The sequence below is a fragment of the Streptomyces sp. CA-294286 genome, assembly GCF_050947155.1.
Lineage (GTDB): Bacteria > Actinomycetota > Actinomycetes > Streptomycetales > Streptomycetaceae > Streptomyces.
In genome coordinates, this window is the sequence record NZ_CP192005.1 from 4827159 (window position 1) to 4846529 (window position 19371).

The 19371-nt window shown below is 71.1% G+C and carries 13 protein-coding genes and 1 tRNA gene; 7 read left to right on the plus strand and 7 right to left on the minus strand.

Annotation, left to right across the window (positions count from 1 at the left end; translation table 11 throughout):
- Positions 1-89: 89 nt before the first annotated feature.
- Both ACQPZG_RS26050 and ACQPZG_RS26055 read right to left on the minus strand, forming a co-directional pair.
- Positions 90-1883 carry an ankyrin repeat domain-containing protein gene (locus ACQPZG_RS26050; protein WP_433548145.1) on the minus strand — a complete coding sequence of 598 codons (1794 nt, stop codon included), beginning with the start codon at positions 1881-1883 and terminating at the stop codon, positions 90-92.
- Positions 1884-1993: 110 nt separating this feature from the next.
- Complete coding sequence (locus tag ACQPZG_RS26055; protein ID WP_433548146.1) at positions 1994-2896, minus strand: hypothetical protein; 903 nt, start codon at positions 2894-2896, stop codon at positions 1994-1996.
- A gap of 117 nt (positions 2897-3013) precedes the next feature.
- Between ACQPZG_RS26055 and ACQPZG_RS26060 the strand changes: the two genes are divergently transcribed.
- From ACQPZG_RS26060 to pepN, 3 genes are all read left to right on the plus strand, one after another.
- Positions 3014-3838, plus strand: coding sequence for a S1 family peptidase (locus ACQPZG_RS26060; RefSeq protein WP_433548147.1), 825 nt, complete (start codon positions 3014-3016; stop codon positions 3836-3838).
- A 1092-nt stretch (positions 3839-4930) separates the two neighbouring features.
- Positions 4931-5320, plus strand: coding sequence for a chorismate mutase (locus ACQPZG_RS26065; RefSeq protein ID WP_433548148.1), 390 nt, complete (start codon positions 4931-4933; stop codon positions 5318-5320).
- Positions 5321-6190: 870 nt separating this feature from the next.
- Entirely contained in the window at positions 6191-8950 is a 2760-nt protein-coding gene (gene pepN / locus ACQPZG_RS26070) for an aminopeptidase N (protein ID WP_433548149.1), read from the plus strand.
- A 105-nt stretch (positions 8951-9055) separates the two neighbouring features.
- Here the strand turns inward: pepN and ACQPZG_RS26075 are convergent, their stop codons facing one another.
- Together ACQPZG_RS26075 and ACQPZG_RS26080 are read right to left on the minus strand one after the other, a co-directional pair.
- Positions 9056-9679: an isochorismatase family protein gene (locus ACQPZG_RS26075; protein ID WP_433548150.1), complete on the minus strand. Its 624-nt coding sequence runs from the start codon at positions 9677-9679 to the stop codon at positions 9056-9058.
- A 66-nt stretch (positions 9680-9745) separates the two neighbouring features.
- A complete protein-coding gene (locus ACQPZG_RS26080) occupies positions 9746-10747 on the minus strand; it encodes a GlxA family transcriptional regulator (protein WP_433548151.1) in 1002 nt (333 codons plus the stop codon).
- A 947-nt stretch (positions 10748-11694) separates the two neighbouring features.
- Here ACQPZG_RS26080 and ACQPZG_RS26085 point away from each other — a divergent pair.
- Positions 11695-13119, plus strand: coding sequence for a lysine N(6)-hydroxylase/L-ornithine N(5)-oxygenase family protein (locus ACQPZG_RS26085; RefSeq protein WP_433548152.1), 1425 nt, complete (start codon positions 11695-11697; stop codon positions 13117-13119).
- Between the two features lie 299 nt (positions 13120-13418).
- On the opposite strand, the gene ACQPZG_RS26090 is transcribed toward ACQPZG_RS26085, so the two are convergent.
- Positions 13419-15230: a bifunctional metallophosphatase/5'-nucleotidase gene (locus ACQPZG_RS26090; RefSeq protein WP_433548153.1), complete on the minus strand. Its 1812-nt coding sequence runs from the start codon at positions 15228-15230 to the stop codon at positions 13419-13421.
- Positions 15231-15335: 105 nt separating this feature from the next.
- Between ACQPZG_RS26090 and ACQPZG_RS26095 the strand changes: the two genes are divergently transcribed.
- On the plus strand, positions 15336-16085 hold the full coding sequence (locus tag ACQPZG_RS26095) for an SIMPL domain-containing protein (protein ID WP_433548154.1): 750 nt from the start codon (positions 15336-15338) through the stop codon (positions 16083-16085).
- Between the two features lie 135 nt (positions 16086-16220).
- Entirely contained in the window at positions 16221-17654 is a 1434-nt protein-coding gene (gene pyk, locus ACQPZG_RS26100; protein ID WP_433548155.1) for a pyruvate kinase, read from the plus strand.
- Between the two features lie 10 nt (positions 17655-17664).
- Here the strand turns inward: pyk and ACQPZG_RS26105 are convergent, their stop codons facing one another.
- Positions 17665-18411, minus strand: coding sequence for a helix-turn-helix domain-containing protein (locus ACQPZG_RS26105; RefSeq protein ID WP_433548156.1), 747 nt, complete (start codon positions 18409-18411; stop codon positions 17665-17667).
- Between the two features lie 109 nt (positions 18412-18520).
- A tRNA-Leu gene (locus ACQPZG_RS26110) sits at positions 18521-18595 on the minus strand.
- Positions 18596-18693: 98 nt separating this feature from the next.
- Here ACQPZG_RS26110 and ACQPZG_RS26115 point away from each other — a divergent pair.
- Positions 18694-19353, plus strand: coding sequence for an ANTAR domain-containing response regulator (locus ACQPZG_RS26115; protein ID WP_433548157.1), 660 nt, complete (start codon positions 18694-18696; stop codon positions 19351-19353).
- Positions 19354-19371 lie beyond the last annotated feature (18 nt).

The window sequence follows — 19371 nt, forward strand, 5'->3', positions numbered from 1 at the left end:
GCGGGGGTTACCGCAGGCGTGGCGAGGTCCTGTGTGCCTCCGGCGAGTGAGACCGCAGGCGCGGCGAAGTCCCCTGCGTCCGGCGGGATTCATCGCAGGCGCGGTGACGTCCACTCCAGTCGACGCCTGAGCGCCGCGTCCCGTACGAAGCCGACCGCCTCGACGGCGACGGCCCGCCCCGGCCCCTCCGGAGCCCCGTCCGCGAGCACCCGCAGCAACGCCCCCACCGCCCGCGGATCCTGCCGCACGGCGAGCCCGCGCGCGGCTTCGGCATAGGCGGGGTCGGTGAGGGAAAGCGGCGTGGCGACACGGGAACGCGGGCCACGGCGCGGACCGGCCGCCACCCCACCGCACCCGGAAACCACCGCCATGGGGCCGTCCCCGCGGCCGGGTCCGGCCGTCTTTCCGTCCGCCTCGCGTGCGGCTTCCGCCTCGACGTCGCCCGCTGGCACGGCGGCTTCCCCTTCCGCTTCCCGTTCCGCTTCCGCTTCCGCGGGGACGGTGGCGGGCGTATCCGCCGGGCGGGCCGCCTCCTCCCTCCCGGCTGCCGTCCACCTCTCGCCCTCCGCCCCCACCTGTTCCGCCAGTACGTCGCAGACCTGCGTCGAGACGTCGTCCGTTCGTGCCAGCGCGATCACGGCTTCCCGGCGCACCGCGAGGTCGTCGTCCCGGGCGAGGTCGAGCAGCGCCGCGGCGGCGCGCGCCGGTGCCCCCGTGCCGTCCCCGGCGCGAGGCCCCAGGCGCCCCAGAGCCTCAGCCACCCGCCTGCGCACCTCGCCGTCCTGGTGCGTGGCGTGCCGCAGCACGTCCGGCAGCGCCGAAGGGTCGGCGTGACGGCCCAGCGCCCGTACCGCCGCACGCGTCAGATGCGTGGGGCCGGGCCGGGACGCCAGCTCCCGCAACAACGGCACCGCCCGAACCCCCGGCGCCGCCCTCGCCAGCACATCCGCTGCGAAGGTTTGGTGCAGAGCCGTGGAGCTTTCCGCACACCACTGCTCCGCCGCGCGCAGCGTCGCCTCGTCGGCCCGTTGCCACAGCACCGCCACCGCCTCCCGCCAGTCGTTGCTCACCGGCGAGCGCGACCGCACCGCCCGTTCGGCGAGCTCCCCGGCCGGGGTCTCGATGCCGAGTACGCACTCCAGACGCGTGACCACGGCCGCGTGCCCGGTCTGCTGCTCGGCCGCGGCCACCGGACGTCCGTCCCGCAGCAGTTCCACCACCACGGTGCCACCGCCCTCCTCGGCGACCCGCCGCGCGGCGAACCCGTCCCCGTCCAGGGCCCCGTACGTGTGTGCCAGCCCCTGGCGCAGCATGTGCTCCACGTCGCGTTCCAGCCACTGTCGTGCCTCCTCCAGCGCGGCCTGCCGCGCCGCCGCCCGGTGGCGCAGCAGCACCCGTACTGTCGCGGGCGAACCGCGCCGCGCCGCCAGCACCAGCGGCGGCTCACCGGACGGGCCCGGCAGGTCCGGATCCGCGCCGTGCTCCAACAACGCCCGTGCCGTTTCGGCATGACCGCGCCCCGCCGCCCATATCAGCGCGGTGAACCCGTACGCCTCCCGCAGGTCCGGCCGCGCGCCCGCGGCGAGCAGGGCCCGGACCACCTCGGTGTGACCGCCGACCGCCGCCGCGCACAGCGGCAGGTCGCCGCCCCGCGGATCGTCTCCGGATCCGCTCGGCCGGTCCGGGTCCGCCCCGGCCGCGAGCAGCAGCCGGACCGCTCCCGCCCGGTCGTTCACCGCCGCCGCGTAGAGCGCCGTCGTTCCGTCCTCGTCGGTGGCCTCGGCCGGGGCGCCTGCCCGAAGCAGCCGTACAACAGCGTCGTCCTCGTCACCGTGCACAGCCTCGAACAGGTCCCGCAGGCCCGCTGTCGGCTTGTCGTCCATGTCTTCGAGCGTACGTCGCACCGCTGACATTGCCGCAGGTCAGCTACTGCGCGGCCGGGGCGGACGGGAGTCGTGGGCGAGGTGGGGCCGCTGCACGGGGTGCGGACGGGTCAGCTGTCGCAGTCGTGGACCGTACGGCACAGCGCGCAACGCGCCCGCAGCGCGCCGCGCACCGGAACCCTGATGCGCTGGTGGCAGGCCGGGCAGGGGAACGAGACGCGCAGCGCCTCGGGTCCGCCCTCGAAGGCGTACGGGGCGAGCGGGCCCGGCACCCCCGTGCCACCGTGCTCCAGGGCCTGCCGGCGGTCCTTCGCGTACCGGTGCCTGGCCAGTCGGCCCGCCGCCGCGAGCGGGGGCTGCTGCTCGTCGCGGCGGGCCTGCGCCATGCCCTTCGTGTACGCCGTGTACGCCTCCGCGCTGGTGAACCAGGGCGAGGGGTCCTCACCGAACGCCAGCGCCCGTTTGGCCAGCACGTACCCGAACTCCTCGGGGGTGAGGTAGCCGAGCTTCTGGCTGGACGCCCCGTCCTGCCGGTAGGCGTCCAGCAGCAGCCAGCCCGCCCCGAGGTAGGTGGTCACCGTGTCGGTCAGGATCTCGTTGTCGGGCGTGCCGGGGAAGCTCAGGTCCAGACGGTGCAGGAGCACGTGGGTGATCTCGTGGGCGAGTGCGGCGCCGATGTCCTTGCGGTGCGCGGGGTGACGGAAGCGTTCGTTCAGCTCGATGAAGTACTCCGGCCCCGCCGTGAGTTCCACCCCGGCGGCGTGCTCCATCTCCCGGTAGTTGACGATCACCCGGGCGTCCGGCAGCCGCAGGTGGGCCACCAGTGCCCGTGCCACGTACTGCGCGCCCAGGTGCGGGTCGTCCTGCTCCGAGAACGCCACGTCCACCGGGAAGACGCTCGGCGCGTACGAACGGACGCCGTCCTCGCCGATCCTCCGGTAGAGCGCCGTCAGCGCCGCGCGCACCGTGGCCAGGTGCGGAAAACCGTGCTCGACCTCGCTGCCGATGCCCATGCTCGTACCCCTCGTGAACCCTGCCCGGCAGTGGCCGAAAAGGGATTCTTGTCGGCCCGACGATCAACTCCACATAATCCATCAGCGCGTTGACGGGCGCATGCCATCGTCGCGTTGATGCCTTCCTCTCGACCCCCCACGAAAGGCACTCCGTTGAAGAACGTACTCCGTGCCCTCAAGAGATGCGCCGTCATAGGCGCCGTCGCCCTCGCCGCAGTCAGCCTCCAGCCCGCCGGAGCCTCCGCCGGCACCCCCGCCCCGCACGGCACCCAGCCCGTCGTAGGAGGAACGCGCGCCGCCCAGGGCGAGTTCCCGTTCATGGTCCGGCTCTCGATGGGCTGCGGCGGTTCGCTCTACGCCCAGGACATCGTGCTCACCGCCGCCCACTGCGTGAACGGCTCCGGCAACAACACCAGCATCACCGCCACCGCCGGCGTCGTGGACCTCAGGAGCACCAGCGCTATCAAGGTCAAGTCCACCAAGGTCCTGCGGGCGCCCGGCTACAACGGCAACGGCAAGGACTGGGCGCTCATCAAACTCGCCAAGCCGATCAACCTCCCCACCCTGAAGATCGCCACCACGACGGCGTACAACTCGGGAACGTTCACCGTCGCCGGATGGGGCGCGGCGACCGAGGGCGGCGCCCAGCAGCGCTACCTGCTCAAGGCCCAGGTGCCGTTCGTCTCCGACGCGAGCTGCAAGGCGTCCTACTCCGACCTCATCCCCGGCGAGGAGATCTGCGCCGGACTGCCGCGAGGAGGCGTGGACACCTGCCAGGGCGACTCGGGCGGCCCCATGTTCCGCAAGGACAACGCCGGCGCGTGGATCCAGGTCGGGGTGGTGAGCTGGGGCAACGGATGCGCGCGGCCCAACTACCCGGGCGTGTACACGGAGGTCTCGACCTTCGCGGCGGACATCGCGAGGGCGGCGGCGGGGCTGTAGCCCTCTGAGGGAGCGTGCCGGGCACGCAGCGCGAGGAGAGGCCGTGCCGGGCGGACGCCTCATACGAGCGCGGCGGGCGGCGCGTCCACGCCACGGGGGCGCGCCGGGTGGGCGTCACGCGATGACGTGGTGCTGGGCGCTGCGTCCGCGTCATGAGGAGGCCGCGCCGGGCGTGGCGTCACGAGGTGGTGCCGGGCGGCACGTCTGCGTCACGAGGGCGTGCCGGGTGGGCGTCACGAGGTGGTGCTGGTGCTGGGCGGTGCGTTCGCGGCACGAGGAGACCGCGCCGGGCGGCGTCACGAGGTGGTGCTGAGCGGTGCGTCCGCGTCACGAGTGCGTGCCGGGTGGGCGTGGCCTGACGAGGTGGTGCGGGGCGGTGCTTCCGCCTCGCGAGTGCGTGCCGGGTGGGCTCACGAGGTGGTGCTGGGCGGCACGTCTGCGTCACGAGGGCGCGCCGCGTGGGCGTCACATCACGCGGGTGGGCGTCGCGCACGAGGTGGAGTCGGGCCGCGCGTCCACGTCGCGAGGGTGGCGGCGCGGGCGTCACGTCGCGGTAGCGGCCTGGGCCACGCCACCAGGGCGCGGCCTCCGTCGGTCGTGCCGGTCCGGTTCCGGGGCCTGCGCCCCGGGGCCTGCGCCCCGGGGCCGGTCGCCCCGCTCGGTGGCCCTCCGCCCCGCCCGGTGGCCCGCCGTCCCGCCCGGGGCGGGGTCTGTCCGCCCCACCCCTCCCGCCCGTGCCATGCCTGGTGCCTGTCGCATGCGTCGGGGGAGTAGCCGCCTGCCGGGAGCGCCTGTCCGTTCCGCCCCCCGCCCCCGGCCCCATAACCGTGCCTGGCGCCTGTCCCGCCCTTCGCCGAGCCCTCGGAACGAGTGCAATTCGGCGCCCGACCCGCGGGGGACAAGGCAATCCGGTGCCGAGCCCCTCAATTGAGTGCCCGCCCCGCCGCACCGCGACCTGCCGCCACGGCACCGCAACCGACCGCTTCCGCGCACAGCGGGGGCGGGCCGTCCCCGGCGGCGGTCGAAGCTCTCGGATTCCGCATCCCGACCACCCCCGACCGTCCGCCCGGGAGCGCCGTAAGCTCACAGACCATGACCACCAGCGCCACCGGCCCCACGGACCCCACCGGCACTCCCGCAGCCTCCGGGCCTCCCGCCCCCGCCGGAACATCCGGGCACGTCGATCCGTCCGTACGGGCCGAACTCGACCGCCTCCGCGACAGCATCGACAACATCGACGCAGCCGTCGTCCACATGCTCGCGGAGCGCTTCAAGTGCACCATGCAGGTCGGCCACCTCAAGGCCGAACACCACCTGCCGCCCGCCGACCCGGCCCGCGAGGGCCGCCAGATCGAGCGCCTGCGCGGCCTCGCGGAAAGCGCCAAACTCGACCCGGCGTTCGCGGAGAAACTTCTCAATTTCATCATCGCGGAAGTGATCCGCCACCACGAGAGGATCGCGGACCAGCCGTCGGAGCAGTGACCGGGGGAGCGGCGGGCGCGAAGCAGCGACACAGCCCGCCCGTGCGGACGCCCCCTGGGTCCGCTCGCGCGCATCCGGGTCTCCTCACGCACGCCGGGTCCGCTCACGCCCGCTTGCGTTCTGCTCCACCGTGCACACCGCTGTCCTACGCCGGTCCCTTGGGCTGCGAGGCCCCTCCTCGTAGCCCTCGGGGCGGTGGGGCCACCCCGTCCTTGAGCGGCGGCGGGGCCGTACTTGGGGAGGCGGTACGGGCGGGCAAGGGGGCGGCTCCCAGAGCGCTCACCCCCATGCGCCCACCCCCATGCGCCCACCCCCTCCCCACACGTCCCCCGGCGTGTTCGCCCCCCCCGTCCGACGTTCCCTTCCGCACGGCCCCCGCCCCAGTTCTCACCCACGCGCCCGCCTCCGCACGCCAACGCCAGACCGCCCGCCCCCGCACGCTCGCGCCCACCTCCGCGCGCCCGCGTCAGCCCTCGTGCCCGCCTCCGCGCGCCCGCACCCCGGTGGCCGTCCCCGCAGGCAGGCACACCCCGCGCGCCCGCGTCGGCCTCCGTACGCCCACTCTCCCCTCCGTACGCCCCCGTCAGCCCCCGCGCGCCCGCACTCCAGTCGCCGTACCCGCAGACAGGGACTTCCCGTACGCCCCCGTCAATCCCCGCGCCCGCCTCCGACCGCCCGCGCCCCAGTCGCCGTACTCCCTGGCAGACGCCTCCCGTACGCCCACCTCAGCCCTATGCCTTCCACGCCCCCCGGATAACCCCACCCACCCCTCGCACCCCTCGCCCGAATCCCCGTAAAGCCTCCGTACAGCCGCGCCCATGCTTTCGCCCCCCGCACCCTTCCCCGGCGCGCATCGTGCAGCATGTCCCCATGTCCGTACTGACGCGCGACGAAGCGCAGACCCGAGCCCGGCACATCGATGTCCAGCGGTACACGGTCGACCTCGACCTGACCACCGGCGACGCCACCTTCGACTCCCGTACCGTCATCCACTTCACGGTGCACCCCACCGCAGAGGCCGACGCCGTCCCGGAAGCCGACACCTCCGTCGACACCTTCGCCGAGCTCAAGCCCGCCGTCCTGCGCTCCGTCACCCTCGACGGGCACCCCCTGGACCCCGCCGGCCTCTCCGGCAACCGCCTCCCGCTCACCGGCCTCGCTCCCGGCACCCACGAACTCCGCGTCGACGCCGCCATGCACTACTCCCGCACCGGCGAAGGCATGCACCGCTTCACCGATCCCGCCGACGGCGAGACCTACGTCTACACGCAGCTGTTCCTCGACGACGTGCAACGCGTCTTCGCCGCCTTCGACCAGCCGGACCTCAAGGCCGTCTTCGACGTGTCCGTCACCGCACCCGCCGGTTGGACCGTCCTCGGCAACAGCGTCGCCACCCGCCAGGAGAACACCCGCCACGAGAACACCCGCCAGGAGAACACCGGGCGAGGGAGCAGCGACCACGAGGGCACCGGGCAGAAAGGGAACGCGGAGGGCACCGGGCAGAAGGGGACCGCGGAGGGCACCGGGCAGAGGGACACCGCGGAGGGCACCGGGCAGAGGGACACCGCGGAGGGCATCGGGCCGGGGAAGCGGCGCTGGACCTTCGCCCCCACCCCCCTCATCTCCACCTACCTCGTCGCCGTCGCCGCCGGCCCCTGGCACTCGGTACGCACCGAGCACGCCGGCCTGCCCTTCGGCATCCACTGCCGCCGCTCCCTCGCCCCCCACCTCGACGCCGACGCCGACGAAATCCTCGGCATCACCCGCGCCTGCTACGACCGCTTCCACGAGAAGTTCGACGAGCCGTACCCCTTCGACTCCTACGACCAGGCCTTCGTCCCGGAGTTCAACGCGGGCGCCATGGAGAACCCCGGCCTCGTCACCTTCCGCGACGAGTACATCTTCCGGTCCGCCGTCACCGACACCCAGCGCCAGACCCGCGGCGTGACCATCGCGCACGAGATGGCCCACATGTGGTTCGGCGACCTCGTCACCCTCCAGTGGTGGGACGACATCTGGCTCAACGAGTCCTTCGCCGAGTACATGGGCTACCAGACCCTCGCCGAAGCCACCCGCTTCCACGACACGTGGACGAGCTTCGCCGTCTCCCGCAAGGGCTGGGGGTACGACGCCGACCAGCGCCCCTCCACCCACCCCGTCGCCCCCGACGCCGAGGCCGTCCCCGACACCGCCTCCGCGCTCCTCAACTTCGACGGCATCTCCTACGCCAAGGGCGCCTCCGCCCTGCGCCAACTCGTGGCCTGGATGGGCGAGAAGGACTTCCTCGCCGGGATCAACACCCACTTCGCCCGGCACAAGTTCGCCAACGCCACCCTCGCCGACTTCATCGACAACCTGGCCTCCGCCACCGACCGCGACGTCCACGCCTGGGCCCGGTCCTGGCTGCGCACCACCGGCGTCGACACCCTCACCCCCACCGTCACCGACACCGACGGCGGCTGGGCCCTCGACATCGCCCGCACCGGCAGCCGCCCCCACCGCATCACCGTCGGCGCATACGACCACGACCTCCTCGACCCGGACGCCCTCGTCCTGCGCGAACGCTTCGAACTGGACGTACCCGCGACGGCCCCCACCGCCGACGACGCCGCGAACGGCACGACCCCGGACGCACCACCGGCCCGCCGCGGCCGGCGGCCCGCACTCCTCGTCCTCAACGACGGCGACCAGACCTACGCCAAGGTGCGCCTCGACCCCACGTCCTGGCGCACCGCCCTGCGCTCCCTCTCCCACACGCCCGACCCGCTCACCCGCGCCGTCCTCTGGAACGCCGCCCGCGACATGGTCCGCGACGGGCAACTCCCGCCCACCGCCTACCTCGACGCCGCCCGCGCCCACCTCCCGCACGAAACCGACCTCGCCATCGTCCAGGGCGTGCTCGCCTTCGCCGCCGACGCCATCGCCGACCGCTACCTCGCCCCCGAGCAGCGCCCCGCCGCCCTCGCCGCCCTCACCGGCCTCTGCCGCGACCTGATCCGCCGCACCGAGGACGGCAACGACCCCGGGCTGCGCCTCACCGCCGTACGCCACTTCATCGACGCCGCCACCCAGCCCGACAGCATCCGCGACTGGTACGACTCCGAAGGCGTCCCCGGCGGCCCCCTCCTCGACCCCGAACTCCGCTGGCGCATCCTCCACCGGCTCGCCGTACTCGGCGCCACCGACGAGACCGCCATCGACGCCGAACTCGCCCGCGACCCCAGCGCCACCGGCGAGGAAGGCGCCGCCCGCTGCCGGGCAGCCCTCCCCACCCGCGAAGCCAAAACGGCCGCCTGGGAAGCCCTCTTCTCCCACGACGACCTCTCCAACTACCTGTTCGCCGCCACCGCCCAGGGCTTCTGGCAGCCCGAACAGGCCGACCTCCTCCAGCCGTACGCCGCCGCCTACTACCCCGCGGCCACCGCACTCGCCTCCCGCCGCGGCCCCGCCATCGCCGAAGCCGCCGGACGGTACGCCTTCCCCGCGTACGAGGTGACCAAGGAAGCCCTCGCCCTGGGGGAGAAGCACCTGGACGACCCCGACCTCACCCCCGCCCTGCGCCGCAAGCTCGTCGACCAACTCGACGACCTGCGCAGGGCGTTGGCCGTCAGATCGACGAACGCCGTCTGACCCGTACGGTCGGGTCCACGAGTACGGGACAGGAACGGGGACAGGTGCCGGAACGGCCGGACGGGAGCACTCCCCGTCCGGCCGTTCCCGTAGTCATACGCCCCCTCAACCCAGCAGGTCGTCCACCTTCGGCGCCACCACGGCGAAAATGTCCGATATCCCGGTCAGCGCCGCCGACTTGAGCACCTCGGCCGGAACGACCGTCCCGTCCGGAGCGCGCAGCGCCCGCGTCGCCGTCGCCTCGGCGACGACCACCGGCTGGTAACCGAGGTTGAAGGCGCCCTGCGCCGTGTAGTTGACGCACATGTGCGTCATCAGCCCCGCCAGCACCAACGTGCCGTCACCGGGTACCCCCAGGGCGGCCAGCACCTTCTCCAGCTCCGTCCGGTGGAAGGAGTTCGGGAAGTTCTTGACCACGACCTCCTCACCCTCGACCGGAGCCACCTCGGCACTGATCCGGCCGATGTCCGCCCGGATGTCGTACGGGGAGCCCGGACCGCCGTCGTGCTGCACGTGCACCACCGGAACCCCCGCCGCCCGCGCCCTCGCCAACAGCCGGGCACCCGCCGCGAGCGCCTCCTCCACCCCCTCCAGGGCCATCACGCCGGAGCGGTAGGTGTCCTGGAAGTCGATCAGGATCAGCGCGGCGGCGTCGCCCAGCCGGGGAAGCGCGTCACTCAGCCCACCGACCTGACGCAGCGTCGAAGAGGGCACGGAAGAATTCGTCATGGTCACGCTTCGCTTTCTCGAAAAGGGAAGAAAAATTCTGGGGAGGGGAAAGGAACAGCCCGCGGGTCACGGCCGGGAGGCGCCGGCAGTCGTACGGAACCTGCGCCGGTACGCGGCCGGAGTCGTCGCCAGCTGCTTGCGGAACGCCCGGTGCAAGGTCTCCACCGAACCCAGCCCCGAAGCCACGGCCACCGCCGCCAGCGACGCGTCCGTACTCTCCAGCAGCCGCCGGGCCACCTCGACCCGCGCCGCCTCCACGTACGCGGCCGGACTCACCCCCGTCTCCTGCCGGAACACCCGGGCGAAGTGCCGCTCGCTCAGCCCCATGCGCGACGCCAGCTCGGCCGTCGACAGGTCCTCGGCCAGCCGCTCCGAAATCCACAGCCGCAACTCGTCGATGTCCCGCCGGGAGGAAGCCGGCCGCGACAACGGCACACTGAACTGACTCTGCCCACCCTGCCGCTTCAGATACAGCACCAGGTTGCGGGCGACCGCGAGCGCGACCTCCTCACCCAGGTCCTCCGCGACCAGCGCCAACGCCAGATCCAGGCAGGCACTGATCCCCGCCCCGGTCCACACCCGCCCCGACGACCGTACGAAGATCGGGTCGGCGTCGACGTTCACGGAGGGGTAGTCGGCCGCCAGCTGGGCCGCCGTCGACCAGTGGGTGGTCGCCGTCAACCCGTCCAGCAGCCCGGCCTCGGCGAGCACATGCGCGCCCACACACACCGAAGCGATCCGCCCGGCACAGGGCGCGGTCTCACGCACCCACGCCACGATCCCGGGATCCACCACGGCCACGGGGCCCTCCGGCCCCGCCTCCACGGCGCCCGGAACCAGTAGCGTGTCGACCGCGGCCCCGACGTCCTCCAGCGCGAGATCGGTCACGAGCCGTACCCCCGCCGACGTCCTGACCACCCCGCCCCCGGGCCCGGCGAGCCGCACCTCGTACCGGGGCGCCCCGCCGACCTCGCGATTCGCCAGCGAGAACACCTCGGCGGGGCCGGTCACATCGAGGAGGTCGACGTCGGGAAAAACGACGACGACGACGCGGTGGGGAGCAGACATGCCTCCATCGTCGCCGCTGCCCCGTCCGTCCGCAATGACAATCTCCTGTCACATCCGGCCATGCCCCACCGTCCACACCTCCCCGCCATCCACCACTCGCGGAGCGGAGCCGCCGGACGTCACCCCCCTTGGGCGGCGGGGCCGCCGAACGTCAGCCCCCTTGGGCGGCGGGGCCGCCGGACGTCACCCCCCTTGGGCGGCGGGGCCGCCCCCGGGGGCGGAACGGGCGGGCAAGGGGGCGGCCCCCTGCGGACGCCCCGCCCTCGCCGTACGCCCCGCCCCCCGTACGTACGCCCCGCTCCCGCCGTACGCCGCGCCCTCGCCGTACGCCCGGCCTCCCCGTACGCCCCGCCCGATCTACGCCCCCGCCCCCGCCATACGGCCCACCCCGCCGCCACAGCGCCCCCGCACGCCCTGCCCCTCGGCCACCCCTCCCACGCACCCGTCCTACGAACACCCGCCCCAAGAACACCGCAACCGCCCCATACCAGCCCCCACCCCACCCGCGCCCCCTCCCCACGAGCCGATACCCCTTTCGGGTCGCGATCGTTGTCCACTCCGGACACCGCTCTCATCCCCCGTACACCCTGAGGTGTCGCCCCCGCACACCCCGAAGGACCCCCATGAGCACGCCGCCCCCGGCACAGGCGCCTCTTCTGCCGACGGGCCACCCCCACGCCCACGCCCACCCCCACGCCCACGCCCGTCAACCGGCCCCCCGCCCCCGACGGGCAACCCCCACCCTTCCCGCCGGAGCGGCGACCCCGCCACCGCCGCCGACCCGACGCCACAGCCTGACGGGCCCCGGCAGCCACTACCCCCAGCCGCCCCACTCACCATCCCGCTCACCCACCCGCATCCCCGCCACCCACCCGCATCCCCCCTCGCCCCCCGGACACCCCCGCTCACCCACCACCCCCTCCACCCACCCGGAAGGCCACCCCCCGATGACCGCCGCCCCGCCACCCTCCGACCCCCAGGCCGCCGCTCCCGCCCGCCCCCACGACCTCGTCGGCATCGGCATCGGCCCCATGAACCTCTCCCTCGCCGCCCTCGCCGACGGCATCCACGGCGGCCTGACCACGGCCTTCTACGAACAGCGACCCGCCTTCCACTGGCACCCCGGCCTCCTCATCGAAGGGGCCACCCTCCAAGTCCCCTTCCTCGCCGACCTCGTCACGCTCGCCGACCCGTCCAGCCCCTGGACCTTCCTCAACCACCTCCGCGACAGCGAACGCCTCTTCCCCTTCTACTTCGCCGAGCGCTTCCACATCCAGCGCGCCGAGTACGACGCCTACTGCCGCTGGGTCAGCGAGAACCTCACCGGACTCCACTTCGGCCACCAGGTCGACGCCGTCCGCTGGAACCCCGAACGCGTCGCCTTCGAAGTGGACTTCACCCAGCTCGACCCCGAGGGGGAAGCCGAAGCCCTCGGCCGCACCTACACCCGCAACCTCGTCCTGGGCATCGGCACCGCCCCCTACGTCCCCGAACCCCTCAAACCCCTCGCCGAAGCCCCCGCCGTCCCCGTCCTCCACTCCGCGGACTACCTCCAGCACCGCGCCCAGCTGCTCGGAGCAGAGCACGTCACCGTCATCGGCAGCGGCCAGTCCGGCGCCGAGGTCTTCCTCGACCTGCTCCGTGCCCGCCCCGCCGGCCGCGAGAAGATCACTTGGCTGGCCCGCACCGAAGCCATCGCCCCCATGGAGTACTCCAAACTCGGCCTGGAACACTTCACCCCCGACTACACCCGCTACTTCCACGCCCTCCCCGAAGGCGTACGCGACGAACTCCTGCCCCGCCAGTGGCAGCTGCACAAGGGCATCGACGCCGAGACCATCGCCGCCATCCACGACGAGCTGTACCGCCGCACCCTCGACGGCGGCTGGCCCGACGTCACCATCACCCCCGGCGTCCACGTCCGCACCGCAGGCCGCGTCGCCATCACCAAGGTCGAACTCCACCTCGAACACGCCCAGCAGGGCACCCGCTCCCGCCTCACCACCGACGCCGTCGTCCTCGCCACCGGTTACCGCGAACGCCCCGTCGACCGACTGCTCGCCGCCCTCGACCCGTACATGAAACGCGACTCCTCCCAGCGCCCCCGCATCGACGAGCACCACCGTCTCCTCCTGGATCCCGTCGTCCAGGGCTCGGTGTACGTCCAGAACGCCGAACGCCACACCCACGGCGTCGGCGCCCCCGACCTCGGACTCGCCGCCTGGCGCAGCGCCGTCATCCTCAACTCCCTCACCGGCACGGACGCCTACCCCCTTCCCGCCCGCACCGCCTTCACCACCTTCGGCCTCGGCAACCCCGCCCGTCCCCTCCTCCCCGGCCCGCGCGAAGACCTCGTACAACTGAAGGTCTGACTCACGTCGAAGCGGCGAGCGCCTTCCAGAACGCGTGACGGTGCTCGGCCGCGAAAGGGGGGTACGCCCGATACGGCCGGATGCCGTCGCTGCACGTGGGGGGAGCTGTGCGTGGACCGCTCCCACGTCGGCAGACCACGTCCTGACAGCTGCCCGGTGGCAGCCAACCGGCTCCAGCACGCGACCACCGTGTGCGGGCCCTGGCCGCCCCCCACCTCCCCGAGAAGACCTGACACGTACTCCCCGGCCCGGGAAACAGCACGAACACCGCTCCCCGAACCACACCGACCACCGACCCGCTAGAACACCGGCTCACCCTCCCTGGTCAGCTTCCAGCCCACCGACGCGAACTCCTTCGGATCCACCGTCCCCTTCGCCCGCACCCACGTGATGATCGTGTTCCGGATCTCCTCCGAATTCGCCCACAGCTGCCTGGCCCCCGCGATGTGCGGGAACGCCCCACCGCCCGACGCCCGGTAGTTGTTCACTGCGAACACGAACTGCGCCTTCGGATCCACCGGCTTCCCTTCGAAAGCCAGGTTCACGATCCGCGCACCCTTCTGCTTCGCGACGTCCACCTCGTACGTCAGCCCCGACACCACGTCGTAGTTGTAGTCGGGAGTGCCCTCCGCATTCGTCAGCTTCGCCGGGTCCACCGGCGCACCCGCGGGCGTCCGCACGTAGTACTTCGCCGAGTACTCCAGGTACTCCTTGAGCTGCGCACCCGTGAGCAGCCGCGCCTCCAGGGTGTTCTCGAACGGGTACAGGCCCGCCGCGTCCCTGATCGTGATCCGTCCCGCCGGCACCTTCGCCGTACGCGAGAAGCAGGACGCCTGCGACAGCACCGGCAGCGCCGCGTACTCCCCGCCGGCCAGCGCCGCCTTCACCGTCTCCGTCTGCACCAGGTTGATCAGGTCGATCAGCGGCTCGTCCTGCCACGCCGCCTCCGCCGTCGTCATCGCCGTCGTCGAGGTACCGATGACCTGATTGACGTACGCCACGACCTTCTTGTGCTCGTCACCCAGCATCCGGGTGATCCGCGGGTCCTCCGCCACCGTGTTCGAGTTCAGCACCCGCGACGACGCCTTCTCCACCGTCCAGCGGCCCTGCGCCCACACCAGCTCGAAGTCGAACAGCGTCAACCGCTGCCCCCACTTCAACGGCTCCGACAGCAGGACCTTCTTCCCGGTCTGCTTGTTCTCGACGAAGTACTCCGGTATCTCGGTGTGCGCGTGTCCCACCAAAATCGCGTCGATGCCCGGCACCTGCTCCGCCACCAGACCCGCCGCGTTCTCCACGTACGGAAGCTGGTCACCGTACGAGGAAGTCCCGCTGGAGCCCGAGTGCGCCGACACCAGCACGACGTCCGCACCCATCGACCGCAGCTTCGGCACCCACTTCGCCGCCTGCTCCTCCAGCCCCGGGAACACCATCTTCCCCTGCACATTCAGCTTGTCCCAGAGCGCGATACCGGGATTCGTCAGCCCCAGCACCGCCACCCGCACATCCCGCCCGCACGGGGTGCGCAGCCGGTGCATGCTGTACGGAGCGAACGCCGGCCGCAGCGTCTTCGCATCCAGCGCATTCGCCCCCAACAACGGGAAATCGCACTGCTCCTCGAACTTCCGCAGCACCGGAATTCCGTAATTGAACTCGTGGTTGCCGAGCGCGGCGGCGTCATAACCGATCTTGTTCATCGCCTGCGCCATCGGATGCACCGGACCACGCCTCGCGGTGATCGGGTCGACCTTGGCGTAGTAGTACGAAAGCTGGGTGCCCTGAATCGTGTCGCCCGCGTCGATGAGGAGCGTGTTACGGCGCCCCTTCTCCTTCCGCACCGCGTTCACCAGCGTGGAGATCTTCGCCAGACCGACGTCGTTGTGATCCTTGTCGTCGAACTCCCTGTCGGTGAAGTAGTCCCAGTTGAAAACATTCCCGTGCAGATCCGTCGTCCCCATCACCGTGAACGCGTACCGCCTCGGCGGACGCCCCGGACCGCGCCCACCACCATGCCCAGCGGCCTCAGCAGACCCCGCAGCCCCGCCCACGATCGCCACACCGGCACCCGTAGCGGCGGCCCGGCCCAAGAACTTCCGTCGATTCAGCGGCATTTGAACCCCTTAGTCCACGCGTTGCCCATGCACAACGCGCGTAGATTCTGGCGCAGAGCCGCCCACCACGACACCCCCTACAGGTTTCGATCCGGTGACTCCCCGATGTCACACTCGGATGCCACAGTGGTCCGTACCGCAACCAGAGGAGCCACCGTGAACAACACCCACACCCCCTACGGCACCCCCGAAGCCCCCCGCGTCGCCGTCCGCGGCGAAGCCCGCCTCGAAGTCGACCCCGAAATCGCTCGCATCGGCATCACCGTCAGCGCCCGCGGCACCGACCGCCGCACCGCTCTCGAAGACCTCACCCGCCGCAACGCCGCCGCCCTCGAACTCGTCAAGACCTACGGCGACGCCGTCGAAAAACTCGAAACCGGCTCCTTCTCCATCAACCCCGAACTCACCCGCAAAGGCCGCGCCGAACACATCCGCGCCTACCACGGCCGCGTCCATCTCACCGCCGAACTCGCCGACTTCACCGCACTCGGCGAACTCACCACCCGACTCTCCGACCTCGAACTCACCCGTGTCGACGGCCCCTGGTGGGCCCTGCGCCCCACCTCACCCGTCTACGCACAAGCCCGCACCCAAGCAGTCCGCGAAGCCGTCGTCCGCGCCCGCGCCTACGCCGAAGCCCTCGACACCCACCTCGTCGCCCTCCTCGAACTCGCCGACGAAGGCACCGAACACGCCGAACCCTTCGCCGCGGCCCCCTCCCTGCGCATGGCCGCCTTCGGCGGAGCCGACATGGCCATGCCCGACGAAACCCCCACCCTCGACCTCGAACCCCAGCGCCAAACCGTCCACGCCCACGTCAACGCACGCTTCACCATGGCCCCGCCCCAACTCTAAACGGGGCCCTCCAAATTGCTCATCAGAGCGCCCCCGCGCACAATTCAACACTTGTCAATAACCTTTCACCCAAAGGTTGTTGAGTAGTCATGCGCAACCAAATACCTACCCATCGGTAAGCCCTAGGCTCAACCCATGCGCCGAGCAAAAATTGTCTGCACCCTGGGCCCAGCCACCGACACATACGACCAGATCAAGGCCCTGGTCGAAGCCGGAATGGACATCGCCCGTTTCAACCTCAGCCACGGCACCTACGCCGAACACGAGGCGCGGTACCACCACGTACGGAACGCCTCCGAAGAGACCGGACGCAGCGTCGGCATCCTCGCCGACCTACAAGGCCCGAAGATCCGCCTCGGCCGATTCCGCGAAGGCCCCGTACTCCTTGAACGCGGCGACGCCTTCACCATCACCGTCGAACCCCTCGAAGGGGACCGCCACACCTGCGGCACCACCTACACCGGCCTCCACACCGACGTCACCACCGGCGAACGCATCCTCGTCGACGACGGCAAAGTCACCCTCGAAGTCACCTCCGTCGAAGGCCCCCGCGTCCACACCACCGTCATCGAAGGCGGCATGGTCTCCGACCACAAGGGACTCAACCTCCCCGGCGTCGCCGTCTCCGTCCCCGCCCTCTCCGAAAAGGACATCGACGACCTCCGCTGGGCCCTGCGCACCGGCGCCGACATCATCGCCCTCTCCTTCGTCCGCAGCGGCCGCGACATCGAAGACGTCCACCGCATCATGAAGGAGGAAGGCCGCCGCCTCCCCGTCATCGCCAAGATCGAAAAACCCCAGGCCGTCGACAACATCGACGACATCGTCGCCGCCTTCGACGGCATCATGGTCGCCCGCGGCGACCTCGGCGTCGAAATGCCCCTCGAACAAGTCCCCATCGTTCAGAAGCGCGCCATCAAACTCGCCAAGCGCAACGCCAAACCCGTCATCGTCGCCACCCAGATGCTCGACTCGATGATCGACAACTCCCGCCCCACCCGCGCCGAAGCCAGCGACGTCGCCAACGCCGTCATCGACGGCACCGACGCCGTGATGCTCTCCGGCGAGACAAGCGTCGGCAAGTACCCCATCGAGACGGTCCGCACGATGTCCCGCATCGTCGAGGCGGCGGAGGAGGACATCCTCGCCAAGGGCCTCCCGCCCCTCACCGACCGCAACAAACCCCGCACGCAGGGCGGCGCCGTCGCCCGCGCCGCCGCCGAAATGGGCGACTTCCTCGGCGCGAAGTTCCTCGTCGCCTTCACCCAGTCCGGCGACACGGTCAAGCGCCTCTCCCGCTACCGCTCCCCGATCCCGCTCCTCGCCTTCACCCCCGAACCGGCCACCCGCTCCCAGCTGAACCTCACCTGGGGCGTGGAAACCTTCCTCGGCCCGAAGGTCGGCTCCACGGACGAGATGGTCGCCCAGGTCGACGAGGAACTGCTCCGGATCGGCCGTTGCCAGAAGGGTGACGTGGTCGTGATCACGGCCGGCTCCCCGCCGGGAATCGCGGGCTCCACGAACCTGGTCCGCATCCACCACATCGGTGAGGACGACAGCCCCAAGTAGGCGGTCGGTTCTAGTACTTCGGCCCGACGTGGGCGTCCATGAGCGCTACGGACGCGCGTCGGGCCACGGAGATGTTCCATGCGTTGGGGTGCTTCCATGCCACGCCCACGGCATCCAGTGCATCGGTGAACATGCGCCGGATGTCGTCCGACTTGTTGGTGAAGAAGTACCTCGGGTATTCGTAGCGCTTGCGCGCACCGCCAATGAGCCGCGTGGTCCAATTGGTGATTCGGCAACCGTCGGAGTGGACGAGCCCTCGGATGAACCCCCAGGGGAACTCGCCCACGATGGACTGCTGCCAGGGTTGCAGGGCAATTTGTCGAAGGTGCTTCTTGCCTGGCGCGTGCTGCGGGAAGAGAACTCGCCAGCTCCGGTTGTAGCTGGTCACGCTGACGTACCCCTGTTGCTGCAGGGAGTACACCTTGCTCTGAGGGTGCACCTTGGTGATGGCTGTCCGGCACTCGTTGATGAGGCCGGGCCACGCGTCGGCGCAGGCTACGCGGAGATGGTGGCCACCGTGCGGGTGCTCGCTGAGACAGCCGTCGCCCAGGTATAGACCGAGCAGATATGCATACGCGGCTGGATCGGCCGGAGTGTCCCGCATCGGGGCACCAGCGATGCGAGGGAGCGGTTCGATGCGGGCCTGCCAGGAGCGGATGGCAGACCGGGATATGCCGGTTTCCTCGCTCGCGGAGTTCAAGCTGCGCCCTTGGGCGACGAGAGAAAGTGCTCGCTTGCGCGTTGCCATGTCGTACACGGGAGCGATCTTGCGAGTGATCCCGTCGCCGCGCATGAAAAAGGCGACACGCTCACACGTTTGTGTGGAGTGTCGCCAAAACCATGCGACCTTGGAATCCAAGGAAAAGTGCCCCGAGTCGGATTCGAACCGACACTGTATGGGTTTTGAATCCATTGCCTGCTGCCAGTTGGGCTACCGGGGCCTAACGAATCGAAGGTTTCCCCCGACCCGCTGCATGACCACCATACCGCAGCTAGGTACGCTCTTGGCAGCTGTATATGCCCCGTACCGAGGAGCCCCGTGACCACCCCCGAGTCGCCCCAGCCGTCCGTCGCCGACGACGACAAGTCGCACGTTCCGCCGCTGACGACCCGTGTCGTCATCGCCGAGGACGAAGCCCTCATCCGGCTCGACCTCAAGGAGATGCTGGAGGAAGAGGGCTACTCGGTCGTGGGCGAGGCCGGGGACGGGCAGAAGGCCGTGGAGCTGGCCCGGGAGCACAAGCCGGACCTGGTCATCCTCGACGTGAAGATGCCGGTCCTGGACGGGATCTCGGCCGCCGAGCAGATCGCGGCCGAGTCCATCGCTCCCGTACTGATGCTGACCGCGTTCTCGCAGCGCGACCTGGTGGAGCGGGCGCGGGACGCCGGGGCCATGGCGTACCTGGTGAAGCCGTTCAGCAAGAGCGATGTCGTCCCGGCCATCGAGATGGCCGTCTCGCGGTTCGCCGAGCTGAAGACGCTGGAGAGCGAGGTCGCCGACCTCACGCAGCGGCTGGAGACGCGGAAGCTGGTGGACCGGGCGAAGTCGATCCTGCAGACGCAGTACGGGCTGTCCGAGCCGGCCGCGTTCCGGTGGATCCAGAAGACGTCGATGGACCGTCGGCTGTCGATGCAGCAGGTGGCGGAGGCGGTCATCGAGGACGCCGAGGAGAAGAAGGCGGCGGCCAAGGAGCAGTAGGTCCGGGGCGTACGCAGA

What these genes read in the sequence shown, in the direction of transcription:
- ACQPZG_RS26050 (WP_433548145.1), bottom strand. Translation starts at nt 1,883, where the DNA reads ATGGACGACAAGCCGACAGCGGGCCTGCGGGACCTGTTCGAGGCTGTG.
- ACQPZG_RS26055 (WP_433548146.1), bottom strand. Translation starts at nt 2,896, where the DNA reads ATGGGCATCGGCAGCGAGGTCGAGCACGGTTTTCCGCACCTGGCCACG.
- ACQPZG_RS26060 (WP_433548147.1), top strand. Translation starts at nt 3,014, where the DNA reads ATGCCTTCCTCTCGACCCCCCACGAAAGGCACTCCGTTGAAGAACGTA.
- ACQPZG_RS26065 (WP_433548148.1), top strand. Translation starts at nt 4,931, where the DNA reads ATGACCACCAGCGCCACCGGCCCCACGGACCCCACCGGCACTCCCGCA.
- pepN (WP_433548149.1), top strand. Translation starts at nt 6,191, where the DNA reads ATGTCCGTACTGACGCGCGACGAAGCGCAGACCCGAGCCCGGCACATC.
- ACQPZG_RS26075 (WP_433548150.1), bottom strand. Translation starts at nt 9,679, where the DNA reads ATGACGAATTCTTCCGTGCCCTCTTCGACGCTGCGTCAGGTCGGTGGG.
- ACQPZG_RS26080 (WP_433548151.1), bottom strand. Translation starts at nt 10,747, where the DNA reads ATGTCTGCTCCCCACCGCGTCGTCGTCGTCGTTTTTCCCGACGTCGAC.
- ACQPZG_RS26085 (WP_433548152.1), top strand. Translation starts at nt 11,695, where the DNA reads ATGACCGCCGCCCCGCCACCCTCCGACCCCCAGGCCGCCGCTCCCGCC.
- ACQPZG_RS26090 (WP_433548153.1), bottom strand. Translation starts at nt 15,230, where the DNA reads ATGCCGCTGAATCGACGGAAGTTCTTGGGCCGGGCCGCCGCTACGGGT.
- ACQPZG_RS26095 (WP_433548154.1), top strand. Translation starts at nt 15,336, where the DNA reads ATGTCACACTCGGATGCCACAGTGGTCCGTACCGCAACCAGAGGAGCC.
- pyk (WP_433548155.1), top strand. Translation starts at nt 16,221, where the DNA reads ATGCGCCGAGCAAAAATTGTCTGCACCCTGGGCCCAGCCACCGACACA.